This is a genomic window from Ramlibacter cellulosilyticus (genome assembly GCF_014297465.1).
GTDB lineage: Bacteria > Pseudomonadota > Gammaproteobacteria > Burkholderiales > Burkholderiaceae_C > Ramlibacter > Ramlibacter cellulosilyticus.
Map to the genome: position 1 here is coordinate 15,123 of NZ_JACORT010000007.1, position 15,077 is coordinate 30,199.

11 protein-coding genes are annotated in these 15,077 nt (G+C 71.2%); 9 read left to right on the forward strand and 2 right to left on the reverse strand.

Features of this window, described 5'->3' with window-relative positions:
• Window positions 1-101: 101 nt before the first annotated feature.
• A complete protein-coding gene (secA, locus tag H8N03_RS16175; protein WP_187077238.1) occupies window positions 102-2,885 on the reverse strand; it encodes a preprotein translocase subunit SecA in 2,784 nt (927 codons plus the stop codon).
• Between the two features lie 222 nt (window positions 2,886-3,107).
• On the reverse strand, window positions 3,108-4,079 hold the full coding sequence (locus H8N03_RS16180) for a M23 family metallopeptidase (RefSeq protein WP_187077239.1): 972 nt from the start codon (window positions 4,077-4,079) through the stop codon (window positions 3,108-3,110).
• Between H8N03_RS16180 and H8N03_RS16185 the strand changes: the two genes are divergently transcribed.
• The 9 genes from H8N03_RS16185 to H8N03_RS16225 all read left to right on the forward strand — a co-directional run bounded on the left by H8N03_RS16185 (window position 4,074) and on the right by H8N03_RS16225 (window position 15,065).
• Window positions 4,074-4,418 carry a hypothetical protein gene (locus H8N03_RS16185; RefSeq protein WP_255428255.1) on the forward strand — a complete coding sequence of 115 codons (345 nt, stop codon included), beginning with the start codon at window positions 4,074-4,076 and terminating at the stop codon, window positions 4,416-4,418. The two genes, H8N03_RS16180 and H8N03_RS16185, sit on opposite strands and share 6 nt — an antisense overlap.
• A 277-nt stretch (window positions 4,419-4,695) precedes the next feature.
• Complete coding sequence (locus H8N03_RS16190) at window positions 4,696-6,684, forward strand: hypothetical protein (protein ID WP_187077240.1); 1,989 nt, start codon at window positions 4,696-4,698, stop codon at window positions 6,682-6,684.
• An 18-nt stretch (window positions 6,685-6,702) separates the two neighbouring features.
• Window positions 6,703-7,971 (forward strand): hypothetical protein, encoded by a 1,269-nt coding sequence (locus H8N03_RS16195; RefSeq protein WP_187077241.1) that lies wholly within the window; start codon window positions 6,703-6,705, stop codon window positions 7,969-7,971.
• Window positions 7,968-8,198: a hypothetical protein gene (locus H8N03_RS16200; RefSeq protein ID WP_187077242.1), complete on the forward strand. Its 231-nt coding sequence runs from the start codon at window positions 7,968-7,970 to the stop codon at window positions 8,196-8,198. Before H8N03_RS16195 ends, H8N03_RS16200 begins: the two co-directional genes overlap by 4 nt.
• Before the next feature lie 4 nt (window positions 8,199-8,202).
• A complete protein-coding gene (locus H8N03_RS16205; protein WP_187077243.1) occupies window positions 8,203-9,261 on the forward strand; it encodes a hypothetical protein in 1,059 nt (352 codons plus the stop codon).
• Complete coding sequence (locus tag H8N03_RS16210) at window positions 9,258-10,634, forward strand: S8 family peptidase (protein WP_187077244.1); 1,377 nt, start codon at window positions 9,258-9,260, stop codon at window positions 10,632-10,634. The genes H8N03_RS16205 and H8N03_RS16210 overlap by 4 nt, the downstream gene beginning before the upstream one ends.
• Before the next feature lie 3 nt (window positions 10,635-10,637).
• Window positions 10,638-12,665 carry a hypothetical protein gene (locus H8N03_RS16215; protein ID WP_187077245.1) on the forward strand — a complete coding sequence of 676 codons (2,028 nt, stop codon included), beginning with the start codon at window positions 10,638-10,640 and terminating at the stop codon, window positions 12,663-12,665.
• 12 nt (window positions 12,666-12,677) lie between these two features.
• Window positions 12,678-13,778, forward strand: a complete 1,101-nt coding sequence (locus H8N03_RS16220) for a hypothetical protein (RefSeq protein ID WP_187077246.1) — start codon at window positions 12,678-12,680, stop codon at window positions 13,776-13,778.
• Between the two features lie 18 nt (window positions 13,779-13,796).
• Window positions 13,797-15,065: a hypothetical protein gene (locus H8N03_RS16225; protein ID WP_187077247.1), complete on the forward strand. Its 1,269-nt coding sequence runs from the start codon at window positions 13,797-13,799 to the stop codon at window positions 15,063-15,065.
• The last annotated feature ends 12 nt before the right edge of the window (window positions 15,066-15,077 follow it).

A 15,077-nucleotide genomic window follows, 5' to 3' on the forward strand; every position in this document is an offset into this window, starting at 1 on the left:
TTGTTGCGAACGCGCGAGCGCACCCCTGTCAGGACTGACAGGGGTCTTTACGGCTTGTTACTCGTCGGCAACGCGGGTTAAGGCAGCCGCGTAAGGACGGATTAAGTGAGCTGCCCGTGGCAGTGCTTGTACTTCTTGCCGCTGCCGCAAGGACAGGGATCGTTGCGGCCGACGCGCGCACCGGCCGCCGCAGCGACGGCAGCCGCCGCCGCTGCGGGGCGCTGCGCCACGGCGGTGGCCGTGTCCGTCATGCTCTCCACCTCGCCCGTTTCCGTCGGCGCCGTGTAGGTGACGTTGGCGATGCGCTCGGCGCGGTCTTCCATGTCCTCCGCGGCCTGCTCCACCTGCTCCGCGGACTGCAGCCGCACCGTCATGAGGACGCGGGTGACTTCGTTCTTCACCGCGTCCAGCATCTGGCCGAACAGCTCGAAGGCCTCGCGCTTGTACTCCTGCTTCGGCTGCTTCTGCGCGTAGCCGCGCAGGTGGATGCCCTGGCGCAGGTAGTCGAGCGCGGCGAGGTGCTCGCGCCAGTGGGTGTCGATGCTTTGCAGCAGCACCATGCGCTCGAAGTGGGTGAAGTTCTCCTCGCCGATCTGCGCGACCTTCGCGTCGAAGGCCTGGTTGGCGGCGACGACGACCTTCTCCACGATGTCCTCGTCGGTGATCGACTCGGACGACTCCACCGTGGCCTTCAGCGGCAGCGCGATGCCCCAGTCGTCGTTGAGGACCTTCTCCAGGCCGGCCAGGTCCCACTGCTCCTCGACCGATTCCGGCGGCACGAACTGGTGCACGATGTCGGTGAAGCAGCCTTCGCGCAGCGCCGCGATCTGCGCGCCGAGCTGGCCCGCGTCCAGGATGTCGTTGCGCTGCTGGTAGATCACCTTGCGCTGGTCGTTGGCGACGTCGTCGTATTCGAGCAGCTGCTTGCGGATGTCGAAGTTGCGGCCTTCCACCTTGCGCTGCGCGCTCTCGATGGAACGCGTCACGATGCCCGCCTCGATGGCCTCGCCGTCGGGCATCTTGAGGCGGTCCATGATGGCGCGCACGCGGTCGCCCGCGAAGATGCGCATCAGCGGATCGTCCAGGCTCAGGTAGAAGCGCGAGGAGCCCGGGTCGCCCTGCCGGCCGGAGCGGCCGCGCAGCTGGTTGTCGATGCGGCGGGACTCGTGCCGCTCGGTGGCGATGATGCGCAGGCCGCCGAGGGCCACGACCTTCTCGTGGTCCTGCTGCCACTGCGCGCGCAGTTCGGCGACGCGGGCCTGCTTGCCGGCCGGGTCCACCGTCTCGTCGGCCTCCAGCGCTTCGACCGCCTTCTCCACGTTGCCGCCCAGCACGATGTCGGTGCCGCGGCCCGCCATGTTGGTGGCGATCGTGATCATCTTCGGGCGGCCGGCCTGGGCCACGATGTCCGCCTCGCGCGCGTGCTGCTTGGCGTTGAGCACCTGGTGCGGCAGCCCCGCCTTCTGCAGCAGGTCGGAGATGATCTCGGAGTTCTCGATCGAGGTCGTGCCGACCAGCACGGGCTGGCCGCGCTCGTGGCATTCGCGGATGTCCTGGATCGCCGCCTCGTACTTCTCGCGCGAGGTCTTGTAGACGCGATCGAGCTGGTCGTCGCGCCTGCTCGGCTTGTTCGGCGGGATCACCACCGTCTCCAGGCCGTAGATCTCCTGGAATTCGTAGGCCTCGGTGTCGGCCGTGCCGGTCATGCCGGCGAGCTTGCCGTACAGGCGGAAGTAGTTCTGGAAGGTGATCGAGGCGAGCGTCTGGTTCTCGGGCTGGATCTGCACGCCTTCCTTGGCTTCCACGGACTGGTGCAGGCCGTCGCTCCAGCGGCGGCCCTGCATCAGCCGGCCGGTGAACTCGTCGACGATGACGACCTCGCCGTCCTGCACCACGTAGTGCTGGTCGCGGTGGAACAGGTGCTGCGCGCGCAGCGCCGCGTTCAGGTGGTGCATCAGCGAGATGTTCGCCGGGTCGTACAGCGTCGCGCCCTCGGGGATCAGCCCCAGGTTGGCGAGGATGCGCTCGGCGTTCTCGTGGCCCTGCTCCGTGAGGAAGACCTGGTGCGTCTTCTCGTCCACCGTGAAGTCGCCGGGCTTGGTGACGCCCTCGCCGGTGCGCGGGTCGGCCTCGCCTTCCTGCTTGGTGAGCAGCGGCACGACGGACTTCATCGCCATGTACAGGTCGGTGTGGTCCTCGGCCTGGCCGCTGATGATCAGCGGGGTGCGCGCCTCGTCGATCAGGATCGAGTCCACCTCGTCGACGATCGCGTAGTTCAGGACGCGCTGCACGCGGTCGGCGACCTCGTACACCATGTTGTCGCGCAGGTAGTCGAAGCCGTACTCGTTGTTGGTGCCGTACGTGATGTCGGCGCCGTAGGCGGCCTTCTTCTCGTCCTTGGGCATGTGCGGCAGGTTCACGCCGACGGTCAGGCCCAGGAAGTTGTACAGGCGGCCCATCCACTGCGCGTCGCGGTTGGCCAGGTAGTCGTTGACCGTCACGACGTGCACGCCCTTGCCCGAGAGCGCATTCAGGTACACCGGCAGCGTCGCGGTCAGCGTCTTGCCCTCGCCCGTGCGCATCTCGGCGATCTTGCCCTGGTGCAGCGCCATGCCGCCCATCAGCTGCACGTCGAAGTGGCGCATGCGCATGACGCGCTTGGAGGCCTCGCGCACGACGGCGAACGCCTCGGGCAGCAGGGCATCGAGCTCCTCGCCCTGCGCCACGCGGCCGCGGAACTCCTCGGTCTTGGCGCGCAGCTGCTCGTCGGACAGCTTTTCGAGCGAGGGCTCGAGCGCGTTGATCTGCTCCACGGTGCGCCGGTACTGCTTGATCAGGCGGTCGTTGCGGGAGCCGAAGATTTTGGTCAGGAAGTTGGTGGCCATGGGCGCGAGGTCGTCAGGCACCGCCTGGGCGGGCGGTCCGGACAGCGCAGTCCTTTAGTTGTTCAGCAGGGTCAGGTGGCGCCGCCTTGCACGTTCCACAAGGCCCGGGGCGGGGCGGCAGCCAAAGCAGGGGATTTTAACTGTGCAGGGTTGTAGGCCGGTGCAGACGGAAGAGGCATGAAAAAGCCCCGCGCGGCGGGGCTTTTTCGTCATGCGGGACGCTCAGTGCGGGCGATGGTCGGGCCCGACCGCGATCTGGGCCACGTTGTCGTGGGCCGGCACGGGCACCTGGCCGTTGCCGGCGAGGAACTTGGACGGGTCCTGGTGCACGCCTTGCACCAGCACCTCGAAGTGCAGGTGCGGGCCGGTGGACCGGCCGGTGGTGCCCACGAGGGCGATCTGCTGCCCGCGCTTGACCAGGTCGCCCTTCTTCACGATCAGGCGCGAGGCGTGGGCGTAGCGGGAGACGACCCCGTTGCCGTGGTCCACTTCCACCATGTTGCCGTACTCGGGGTGCGGCTCCGAGGTCACCACCACGCCGCCGGCCGCGGCCACGATGGGCATGCCGACGTTGGCCTGGAAGTCCAGGCCGGTGTGCAGGGCCTGGCGGCCGTTGAAGGGGTCGATGCGCCAGCCGAAGCGCGAGCCCACCGGCGCGTTCACCGGGTTCTGCGTCGGCACCATCATCTTCTTCAGGCGCTGGTCGATCAGGCGGGACTCCATGACCGTCAGCAGGTCGGTGCGCTCGCCGGTGAGGTGCTCCAGGTCGGCCAGCGTGGCCTGCACTTCCTCCAGCGTCAGCGGGCGGCCCTGCACGAAGGCGCCGCCGCGGCCGGCGCTGCTCACCTTGATCTCCTCCGGCTTCACGCCGGCCAGGCCGCCGACGCGCTCGCCGAGCGCCTCCAGCTGCAGCATGCGGGCCTGCATGTCGCCCAGCTTGCGCGCCATGGCGTCGAGGTTCTCGCGCATGAAGCGGTCGCGCTGCTCGAATTCGTCCTGCACCACGAAGCGCACCACCGAGCCGATGACGGGCCAGCGCTCGCGGGCGCCCTTGAGCAGCACCCAGTGGTAGAGGCCCGCGGACAGGAACACCAGCACCAGCGCCAGCGTGAGCAGCGCGAGGACCAGCTTCGTTCCGCTCAGGTGGACCGCGCGGCTCTTGGCGAGCCAGGCATCCGTGATAATGAAATGCATCTTCTTTTCCCCCTCATGTCCTCGTCCCCAACGATCCGCCGGCATCACCCGGTCAGCCTGCAACAGGCCGCCGAGGAGGCGCCGACGCTCGCGCGGCTCGCCCAGCTCGCGCGAGATTCCGGCGAAAGGCTCAGGGCGATCGAGGCCTCCATCCCTGCGCCCTTGCGTGCGTCCATCCGGCCCGGTCCCGTCGAGGGGACCACGTGGTGCCTGCTGGTGGACAGCAACGCGGCGGCTGCGAAGCTCCGTCAGTTGTTGCCACTCCTGCAACAGAAGCTCATCAGCCGTGGGTGGGAGATTACTTCCATCCGCCTGAAGGTGGGAAGCCACCAAAAGTAAGCTGCGCCCCCGCTCGTCCCGGCGGTTGACACCGGCCGTCGCGAGCGTTCCGCTCGTCATGGAGGGCGTGCCGGTCGTCTGCAAGGGGCGCCGGAAGGCGGGGCTATCGGTCGTGCCGTGACAGATCTGTATCGGTGCGGCCCCGGCTGTCCACGCCCGTTGTCGCACCCGCTGACCACCCCTCCCCCGCCTTTCCGCGAATCCCGCGCGCAATCAAGGACTTGCGTGGTGGCACACGCCTTGCGCAGGGCGGGGGCTGAGCCACGAGGAGTCGTCCATGCTGACCATCGAGCACGGTGCTGCCCTGAGGACCCGCGCGCTGGCGTCGGGCGTGCCGCGGATCACCCCGCTGCACGACACGCTGGACAAGCGCCACAGCGACCTGGGCTTCAGCGTCGACACCGGCGGCCGCCCGCGCTTCCGCGTGCTGGTCGCGCGCGACCGCGCCCTGTTCGCCCCCGACCAGGCCGGCGCGCGCAACGCCTCCAACTTCTACGACAGCCAGCGCGAAGGGCTGCTGGCCTTCGACGGGCCACCCTGCTTCTACCTCGTGCCGCGCAGCGCGCTGCACCCGATGCTGCCCGCGCCGCGCCTGTACTACACGCTGATCGCCTACGCCGACGAGAACGGCACCGGCGCCACCTATTCGCAGGCACCGGAGTCGCTGCCGCGCGAGGCGCCCTCGGTGAGCGTGGACACGGGCCTGAACGGCTCGCTCGGGCTCATGTTCGGCACGCCGGTGGGGCTGCTGCTGCGCGTCGATGCGCAGGATGCCCGGGGACAGGCGTACGAGGACATCGGCGAGGACGTCGGCGGCACCGTGCCGGAATCGGTGGGCCTCGCGGCCGACGACGGTGACGCGCCCATCCCGTCGGACGAGGAAACCGCCGCCGCCTACGGCGAGGAGGAACTCCACGACGTCTTCGAAGACGCCTATGCGGCCGGCCACGACTACGACGACGGCTACGCCAATCCCGCCTCGCTGGCCGGCGAGCCCGCCACGCCGGTCCGCGCGTACGAGGAGGTGGGCGAGGACCAGGCCGACGCCACGGCGGCCGCGTACGGCGAAGGGGGCGACGACTACGACGACGGCTTCGGCGCCCCGTCCGCCTACGCCGCGGCCGAGCGCGAGCCCGCCCCGGTGCGCGCGTACCAGGAGCAGGCGGAGGACCGGGACGACGCTCCGGCCTATCGCGCGGAACACGAGGAGGCGCAGGCCTACGACGCCCCCCGCGACGCCCTTCCCGAGATGCTGCCCGACGAAGATGCCGACAGCGCGCACGTCGCGCAGGCGGGGGAACGCGACGAGGACGAAGTCGAGATCGAGGCGGCGGCGCAAGCCTACGGCGACGACTACGCGGACGGCTACGCCGCCGCCGTCGAGCCCGCGCGCGTGCCTTTCGACATCGCCGCCTGCAAGGCGATCCTCGCGCGCATCATGCCTTTCGAGTCGGGCAAGGAAGGCTTCGCCCGCGTCATCGACGACGGCGAATTCGCCGGCCGCTTCGGCACCGCGCACCCGGCCTACCAGCGTTACCACCTCGGGCTCACCTTCGGCGGCTTCCCCTTCGTGCAGGAGCACGGCACGCTGGGCCAGCTGCTGGTGCTGATGCGCGAGCGCGACCGGGCGACCTTCGACAGCACGTTCCCGGACGCCGACACGCTGATCGCCGTGACCACCGCCGCGGACGGCCCGCGCGCCTGGCAGTCCGGCGACGGCTTCTCGCAGCGGCTGCGGCCGGTCGGCGGCCAGCGCCTGTGGCAGGAGCCCTGGCTCGCGCGGTTCAGGCGCGCGGGGCAGCATCCGCCCTTCCAGGCGGCGCAGAACGAACTCGCCGCGAGCCTCTACGTGCAGCCGGTGGTCGGCGTCTGCCGCCAGATCGGACTCGATTCCGAGCAGGGCCTCGCGATGGCGATCGACCGCGCGGTGCAGATGGGCGCGGACGGCGCGCTCGCGTGGATCCTCGAATGCGCGACGCCGGTGGAGACCACCGCGATGAAGCAGGCCGCGCTGGCGCGCCTCGGAGCCGCGGACCTGCAGTCCTTCCAGGCGGCGCAGAAGCTGCCGCCCACGGGCGTGTGGGACGTCGCGACGCACGCGGCGCTGATCGCCGCGATGCGCGCGAGCCCCAACGCGGCCTCGCCGGTGCTGGGGCGCGACGAGATCGTTGCGGCCATGGGGCGGCACGCGCAGGGCACGCCCTGGGCGGCGCGCCTGCAGCGCATCCGCGAAGCGTCGGCGGCCGATCGCCTGTTCCAGCTCTGAGCGCACGCGCCCCCCGCCATGCGCACCGCCACCACCATCGCCCCGCTGTCCGGCCACGAGATCGCTGCCGTGCAGCAGCTGCGGCAGGTCCTGGACCGGGCGCCCGCCTACCACGCGCTGGGCCACGAGGCCCGGCGCGAATTCGACCGCTCGCTCGCGCGGATCCAGCAGGCGCTGGCGTCGGGCCCGGGCGGCGCGCCGCGCCTCGCGGGGCAGATGGCGCCCGACCTGCGCTCGCAGCTCGCACCGGGCGGCGACCAGTCGGGCCTCGGTTCGTCATCGCCGTCGACGCAGACCTCGCCCGGCCTGCAGCCCGCACCGGCGCCGGCCCCGGCGCCCGCCGGCAGCGGCCCCGTGGGACGCGTCGGCGAAGTGGCGCGCGCCACGCTCAATGCGATCGACTTCCCGACCTTCGTCGCCTCGCTGATCCAGGGCACCTTCCAGGCCATCGTCGACGCGTCCATCCAGCAGATGGAGGCGTACGCGGAGCTGCTGAAGAACGTCGCCGGCACCGTCGACCGCTTCATGGCCGACAACGTGACCGACGGCCAGGCCAAGGACTACCTGGCCGACCAGTACAGCGGCGTGCTCGGGCGCGACACGAGCAGCGGTGCCGCGAAGCTGGTGGTGAACCAGACCTCGGGCGAGTTGCCCAGCTTCTTCAAGGACCTGGGCCTGAGCACGCCCGACCAGCTGGACGAGCAGAGCATCAACGAGGTGGTGGTGCCCGCGACGCGCCGGCAGATGGCCGAGCGGCGGCAGCAGACGCTGGCGACGATGGTGCTCATGGGCATCAACCGCGTGGTGGTGAAGGACGGCGAGATCAGCGCCAAGCTGATGTTCCACATCGACGCCACCGAGTCGACCAACATCAAGTTCGACCAGAACAAGGTCACCAGCGGCAACATGAGCGGCACGGCCGGCCGCAACCCCTTCGGCGCGACGAGCGTGATGGTCAACACGACCAGCCTCAACGCGCAGAGCGCGATCAACGTGCGGGCCGACCTCACCGGCCAGGTCACCGTGCGCTTCGCGAGCGAGACCTTCCCGCTGGAGCGCTTCGCCGATTCGGCGGCCATCCAGTTGATCAACAACAACGCGAAGGTGCCGGCGCCGGCCGCGCCACCCGGGGCGGTGCCGGGAACGCCTGCGGTGCCCGCGGCGCCCGTCGTCGCCGCGCCCGCACTCCCGGCGCCCACCCCCGCGACGCCCGCCGCACCGAAGATCGCCGGCCAGGGCCTCGCGCTGACCGCAGACCCGTGGGCCCCCGTCGGAGCGGCCTCATGAGGACCGAACTCGCCGACACGCTGCTGCAGCTGTTCCAGGGCCTCGCGGCGCCGGAGGAAAGCGGCCTCGTCGTGACTTCGCTCGACGTCGAGATGCCGGTGGAGGTCACCGCCGCGGTGCGCGGCCGCGAGCTCGTGTTCCTCGCGCAGGCGCCCCATTCGCGCTGGCAGGCGGGCTTCCTGCCGCCGGTGCAGCGCCTGGGCGCCAAGCTGGTCCTGGAGGAGTGATGACTTGGCCGATCGCAACGTGTCCGCCGCTGCAGGCTTCCTGGTCGAGGACTTCATCACCTCGATCACGACCCAGCTCGATCGCGTGCAGGACGCCCTGCGCATCAAGGCCGTCAACCGCCCCCTCACCTACGCCCTGAAGGAGCTGCACCTGGAACTCAAGGTGTTCGTCGACATGGATGCCCAAGGACACGTGATGCTGCGCGCCGCCGGCCCCAACGAGGCCGGCGCGAGCACGCTCGCCATGGACTTCACCACGATCACCAAGCCCATGATCGAGGAGAACACGATCTCGCTCGCCGCCACGCGCTCGACGCCGCTGGACAACCTGGGCCTGAAGCCCGAGGAGCAGATGCGCCTGGAACGCCTGGGCGTGACCAACCTCGCGCAGCTCGATCGCCTGAACGGCAGCACCGGCGCGAGCACGGTGGCGCGCATGGCCGCGATGCCGGTGGACCGGCTGCGGCAGGCGCTGCTGGCGGGGCGCCCGCGGCTCGGCCCGGCCAACCCGCCGGCGCCGCGGCCGCCCGTGGTGGTGGCGCCGACGCCGCCCGTTCCCGCGCCTCGCCCGCCCGTGCCGGCGCCGCGTCCGCCGGTGCTCGACACGCGTCCGCCCGTCTTCGTCCCGCGTCCGCCCGTGGCCACGCCCCGGCCGCTGCCGTCGCGCCCGCTGCCTTCCCCCGTGCTGCGCAACAAGCTGGGCCAGCTGCTCGCGCAGGAGGACCTGCCCGAAGCGCAGTCGCTCGCAGCGGACGACGCGGCCATCGCCGCGGGCGTGCTCGAAGTCGACCCGGGCACCCGGCGCCTCACGCTGCCGGGCAGCAACCTGCAGCACGAGGCGTATCCGCCCACGGTGCGCCTGAACGGCGAGGCGCTGGAGATCGACGAGCTCGACGACGACCGCCTGGTGGTGCTGCTGCCGCACGGCTTCCAGCCCGGTGCGCTGGAAGTGAGCCTGGGCGACGAGCCGCCGCACTGCTTCGCGCTGGTGCATCCGCTGCACCTCGCGCCCGGGGAAGCCGCCGGCGACGACCCGTGGGCTCCCGCGAGGCGGCCGTCATGAAGCGCGACGGCTTCCTCACGCTCACGCTGCGCTCCGGCGTCGCCGCGGCCGCCGTGCCCGCGCACCTGGACTGCCTGTCCGGTGCGGGCCGGCCGAGCCCCGTGCTCGATGGCGGCCGCATCGACGCGCTGGTGCGGCAACAGGCGGACGGCGCGCGCTTCCGCCGCATCTTCCACGCGCGCCGCTCGCTCGGCCGCCCCGGCGAGCACCACGTCGGCTTCGACGACCAGGAAGAAGCCCTGGGCTTGTCGCGCAGCTACCAGGTGGAACTGGGCAACCCCGACGCCGCGGTGCGCGTGCGCGAGTCCCTGCGCGACATGGGCGCGGTGGAGCAGTGCCAGTTGCAGACGCTGGCCGTCACGAGTTTCGACGCCGCCCCGCCCGCGACCCGCGCGCGCCGCGTGCTCACGCGGGACGAGGTGATGGAGCCGCAACGCCGCATCCGCGCCGTCGAGGCGCTGGCACGCGAGGCGGGCGACGCGTCGGTCACCGTCGCCGTGGTCGACACGGGCGTGGTGGTCGGCCACCCCGAATTCCAGCGCCGCTGCCTCGCGGGCTACGACACGGTCGATCTCGGCCTCGGGCGGCTGAATGCATCGACCCGGCTGGTCGGCGACTCGCGCGGCTGGGACTACAACCCGTACGACGAAGTCGGCCACGGCTGCCTCGTGGCCGGGATCATCGGCGCGCAGGGTTTCCGCGTTCCGCGCGGCCTGGCGGGCCTGTGCATGCTGCTGCCGGTGCGCGTGCTCGCGGCCGCGCGCCGCGACACCGCCGGCGGCCGCCTGATGGGCGTCGGCGCGCTGCCGGACATCGACGCCGGCATCAAGGTCGCCGTGGACCTGGGCGCGACGGTCATCAACATGAGCCTGGGCTCGCCCGTCGATGGCGACGACGCCCACGCCGTGCCGCCGCATCGCGCCGTGGTGCGCTACGCGGTCTCGCGCGGTTGCGTGCTCGTCGCCGCCGCGGGCAACAGCGGCCAGCGGCAGATGTTCTATCCGGCCGCGCTGCCGGAGGTGATCGCGGTCGGCTCCGTCGACGCGCTGGGCCACCGCTCGCGCTTCAGCACCTGGGGCCCGCAGATCGCCTTGTGCGCGCCGGGCGAGGCCGTGGCGGGCGTCGGTCGCCGTGGCTACCAGACCAGCTCCGGGACGTCGTTCGCTTCGCCCTTCGTGGCCGGCGCCGCGGCGCTGCTGGTGGCGCGCGCGAAGCGGCGCGGCCAGAGCCTGGACGGAGCGGCCGTGCGGGCGCTGCTGTGCGGCAGCGCGCGTGCGCTGCCCGGCGGCGCGAGCGAGGAAACCGGTGCGGGCCTGCTGGATTGCATGGCCGCGATCGAGGCCCTGGATGCCTCGCATGCCAAGACGAGGTGACCCATGGCGACCAAGCCCACCCCCGGCAACGAACAGAACGCGTGGACCCTGCTGGTCGACGCGATCGCACGCCTGCCCGCCGCCGAACGCGCGGAGGCGATCCGCGACCTGCAGCTGGCCCTCGGTGCCACCGACAGCGGCACCGCGGAACAGTTGCTCAACCTCCTCGGGAAGGGACCCGCCGCGGCGCGCATCCCGAGCGGGCCCGCGCCCCCGGGCTACGTCCTCATGCTGGCCGCCCTGCTCGGGCGCGCCATCGAACGCCACCCCGCGCTGGAGCTGCCGGAGTCCGGGCTCAAGGCCCTGCCCACGACGCTCTCGCGCCTTCCCTTCGCTTCGCTCCGGCCGCTCGTCGGGCCGGCCCTGCGCGTCGTCATCGGGCGACCCACCGATGCCGACGTTCACCTGCTGGTCCAGTTCCTCAAGGAGATTTCCATGTCCGCCACCTTCTTCGTCGACCCGAGCTCGATCCCCCTGTTCCAGGACCCCAACACGCGCGACACGCTGGTCAAGGCGCTCACCGACAAGGTGACCAGCGAACTGCAGGTGACCTTCGGCGTCTCGGCGGCGCAGGCGGACGTGAAGACGGTGCCCTCCGCGGCGGCGGTGCTGGGCATGGTGCTGCTGGATGGCGAGGCCGACGCCAACTCCGGCAGCCTGCGCACGGCGCTGCAGCGGGCGTGGCTGGAATCGATCGGCGAGATGCCCGCGGTCGGCGCGCCGAATGCCACGGTGCCGCTGTCGGAGGTCTACAAGTTCATCGCCGACACGCTGCCCAAGTTCAAGGGCGGCAGCACCAGCATCTCGCACCAGGAGTTCGCGTTCGTGGCGCGCAGCATCATCGGCAACGGCGCGAGCATCAAGTTCGGGCACCCCGACCTCGAGTCGTCCATCCGCATCGCGCTGGACCAGTACGTGCAGTCGCGCGCCACCGGCGACTCGCTGAGCCTGCCCCCGGGCACGCTCCCGGGCGGAACGCAGAACGCCGGCGGCGACGCCGACCTGAACAGCGACAACATCCGCGTGATCGGCCTGGTGTACCCGCTGGCACTGCTGGAGAAGGCCTTGCCGCTGCGCGTGGCGGACCGCGTCGCCGAGCTGTTCATGAACGGCCTGCTGCCTTTCGGCCAGGGCGCGGCCGGCAAGGCGATCGACGACTACTACTGGGAAAGCGAGGACCGCCTGAACGAGGCGCAGCGCCGCTCGCAGTACGCGCGCATGATCGGCATGCCGGGCGGCGAGGTGTCCAAGGAAGTGGCGCCGAACAAGAACTTCGAGCAGCTGTTCCTGCGCTTCATCTCCGCGGTCTCGGAGTTCACGCGGCAGCGCGAGGTGGACCGCATGTTCACCACCCGCACGTCCATCCTCGCCACCACCGACGAACAGGTGCGCAAGTGCGCCTTCGAAGTGGCGCAGAACGCATCGCTGTATGCCTGGGGCGGCAGCTTCCACGTCGCCGCGCGCATCAACCGCCACTTGCAGCGCGCGATCGAGATCCTGAACCAGCCGCCGGTGCTGCGCGTGTATGCCGCCAGCAACCACTGGCAGGTGATCGAGCGCGTCGCGCAGCAGGACTTCGGCGGCGCGCCCAACTGGGCCAAGTACAGCACGATGGCGCAGGCCGCGAGCCGCATCTTCGACGTGCTGGCGCGCAACACGCCGGCGCTGTCGGCAAGCGCCACCGGCGTGCCCTTCCTGTTCGACCCGGCGCTCGCGGGCAGCGTGAGCAGCGGCTTCGCCATCACCACCACGTCGACGCGGCCGCCGAGCGGCCTGAGCCCGGCGGACACCAACCAGATCCTCACGAGCGTGCAGCTCTGGCTCGCCGTGAATGGCGTGCGCGACGACCAGGTGAAGCAGTACGCGCAACCGGTCGAGATGAACACGGTGCCCAGCATCCCCACCCTGCCCGGCACCTCCACCAGCGGCGACACGTCGGGCATGGACGTGCTGAACAAGCTGAAGCAGCTCACGGCCAGCGGCACGCCCAACCCCGACCAGGTGCAGCAGCTGCTGTCCTCGCTGCACTGATGGAGCATGGCCATGAAGCCCAGAGACACCCTCGCCCTGCGGGCGCGGCGGCTGCTGTCGCAGTCGGCACGCCAGCTGGGGACCGCGGATCCGCTGGATGACGTCGGCGAGGCGATCGACGAGCAGCTCGACGTGCCTTACGGCGAGCCGACCGACGACGCGCCGCTGTCCACCCACTTCTCGGAACAGACGCCCGAGCAGCTGAACTTCGTGATGCGCGCCGCGGGGCAGGGCGTCACCGGCGCCGACCGCATCGCCAGCGCCAGCCACGCGATGACGCACGTGGTGGACCGCCACTTCGGCCGCGCCGCGCGCCATTGGCTGGACAACCAGCTGGAGGCGATCCGCTCGCAGGACAACGGCCGCGGCGCCTCCTGGGGCGCCGCGTTCGGCAGCGCCTTCGACCGCGCGGGGCTGGCCGAGTCGTACGTGCACTGCGAATGGGGACCGGGACTGATGGACGCCCTCCCGGCACCGCTGCACCGCATCGCGCGGCTCGCGCTGGAAGCGATGCCGGGGCTGCGGCCGGTGATCATGTCGGTGCGCTGCGGCCGCGCGGCCGGTGCGCAGCAGCTGTCGTTCGAGAGCGAACGGCCGCTGTCGCTGCCCGCGCTGCAGCCGCTGATGGACCAGCTCGGGCTCGCGCACCGCCACGCCGGCCTCATGAGTGCCGTCGCCTTCATCCTCGGCGCGCGCTTCGTGCTGCCCGCGGAAGCCGCGATGGTCACGCTGCGGCCGCTGCGCCAGGGCGTGGAGATGCGGCTGGACGTCAGCCTGGACGCGATCCCCGACCTGCCGTCGCAGCTGATGGCGCTGACGCGCCTGCAAATGAGCGAGCGGCCGCGCAGCGTGCACGGCATGGACCGCTGGCTCACCGCGCTCACGCCGGACGGCTATCCCGGGCCGGGCACGGTGTCCGTGCTGTCGGTGTGGGTGCGTCCGGACCTGCCGGCGCGCGTCGCGCTGTACCTGCGGCCCGCCTCGCTCGACCCGCGGCTGGAAGGCTTGCGCAACCGCCGCCCCGCGGAAGCGCCGGCGCCCGCGCCGCGCGCGCCCGAGCCCGTCGCCAGCCAGGCGCTGTGGTCTTCCTCCGCCTGGCTTCCCGTCGCCTGACCTTCACCGGAGCCTGCCATGGACGCCGTCGCACTCGAGGACGACCGCTTGCTCGGCGACATCCGCGCGCGCGTGCGGCAGGCCCTGACCAGCAGTTCCGCGTTCAACGCCCTGCCCGCGGCCAAGCGCTCGGAGATCGCGCACGACACGGTGCGCGCCTTCCACTACATCCTCGGCGGCGCCGACGGCCGCTCGCGGCCGGCCGGCGTGGAACTGGCGGGCAACAGCAGCAGCTTCGCGCCGCTCGCGCAGGCGCAGGCCGGCGCGCCGGTGCCCGGCGGCCGCTTCACGGTGCCCGCGCCGCCGCCCATCGGCGAGGCGGCGCGCCAGGGCGGCAGCGCGATGGCCAACCTCGTGCAGGAGGTCGACTTTCCCTCCTTCGTCGGCGGCCTCGTCGACGGCGTCTTCAACTCCATCGTCACCAGCTCGATCAAGCAGATGGAGGCGTACGCGGAACTCGTGAAGAACGTCAGCAAGTCGGTCGACCAGTACATGAAGGACAACGTGACCGAAGGCGACGCGCGCGACTACCTCGTGCAGAAGTATCCCGAGCACCTGGAGATGGACTACACGCAGGAGGCGCCCAAGGTCAAGCCGCGCGAAGGCGCCGACGAATCCAACCTGCCCGACTTCTTCGCCGACCTCGGCCTCAAGGTGCCGATGTCGGGCCTCGACCAGGACTCCGCCGAGCAGCAGCTGGTGCCCGCCGCACGCCAGCGCATCGCCATGGACCGCCAGCAGATGCTGGCGACGATGGTGATGATGGGCGTGAACCGGCTGGTGGTCACCAACGGCACGATCGAGGCCTCGTGCCTGTTCCGCCTGGACACGCGCGACACGCGCACCCGCAACCGCACCAACACCTCCGGCGGCACCACCACCAGCGGCAGCCACGACGAGTGGGGCGGCAAGGGCGACTCGCACTGGGAAGGCGAGAACAAGGGCGGCTGGTTCAGCAACAAGAGCAGCAAGTACTCGGGCAACAGCAGCTGGTACAACGGCCACACGCGCGACAGCAGCGCCACGTTCAGCGTGTCCACGGTGGACACCAACAAGAACGAGGAGGAGATCAAGCTGCACGCCGAGCTCGCGGGCAAGGTGAAGCTCAATTTCAAGAGCGACTACTTCCCGATGGAGCGCATGGTGGACGCGCTGCAGATCAACCAGATCCGCGAGAAGACGCCGTCCGCCGCCCCCGCGCCCGCGGTGCCCCTGCCCGCGCCGCCGCCGCTGCCGGCCATGCCCGCGCTGCCGCCGGTGCCGGGCCTGCCGGCGCCCGGGCGCTGAGGAGGTCCCGCC

Bases quoted from the DNA above. Each gene is read 5' to 3' on its own strand.
- H8N03_RS16215 (WP_187077245.1), top strand. From the start codon at position 10,638: ATGGCGACCAAGCCCACCCCCGGCAACGAACAGAACGCGTGGACCCTG.
- H8N03_RS16210 (WP_187077244.1), top strand. From the start codon at position 9,258: ATGAAGCGCGACGGCTTCCTCACGCTCACGCTGCGCTCCGGCGTCGCC.
- H8N03_RS16190 (WP_187077240.1), top strand. From the start codon at position 4,696: ATGCTGACCATCGAGCACGGTGCTGCCCTGAGGACCCGCGCGCTGGCG.
- secA (WP_187077238.1), bottom strand. From the start codon at position 2,885: ATGGCCACCAACTTCCTGACCAAAATCTTCGGCTCCCGCAACGACCGC.
- H8N03_RS16200 (WP_187077242.1), top strand. From the start codon at position 7,968: ATGAGGACCGAACTCGCCGACACGCTGCTGCAGCTGTTCCAGGGCCTC.
- H8N03_RS16185 (WP_255428255.1), top strand. From the start codon at position 4,074: ATGCATCTTCTTTTCCCCCTCATGTCCTCGTCCCCAACGATCCGCCGG.
- H8N03_RS16195 (WP_187077241.1), top strand. From the start codon at position 6,703: ATGCGCACCGCCACCACCATCGCCCCGCTGTCCGGCCACGAGATCGCT.
- H8N03_RS16180 (WP_187077239.1), bottom strand. From the start codon at position 4,079: ATGCATTTCATTATCACGGATGCCTGGCTCGCCAAGAGCCGCGCGGTC.
- H8N03_RS16225 (WP_187077247.1), top strand. From the start codon at position 13,797: ATGGACGCCGTCGCACTCGAGGACGACCGCTTGCTCGGCGACATCCGC.
- H8N03_RS16220 (WP_187077246.1), top strand. From the start codon at position 12,678: ATGAAGCCCAGAGACACCCTCGCCCTGCGGGCGCGGCGGCTGCTGTCG.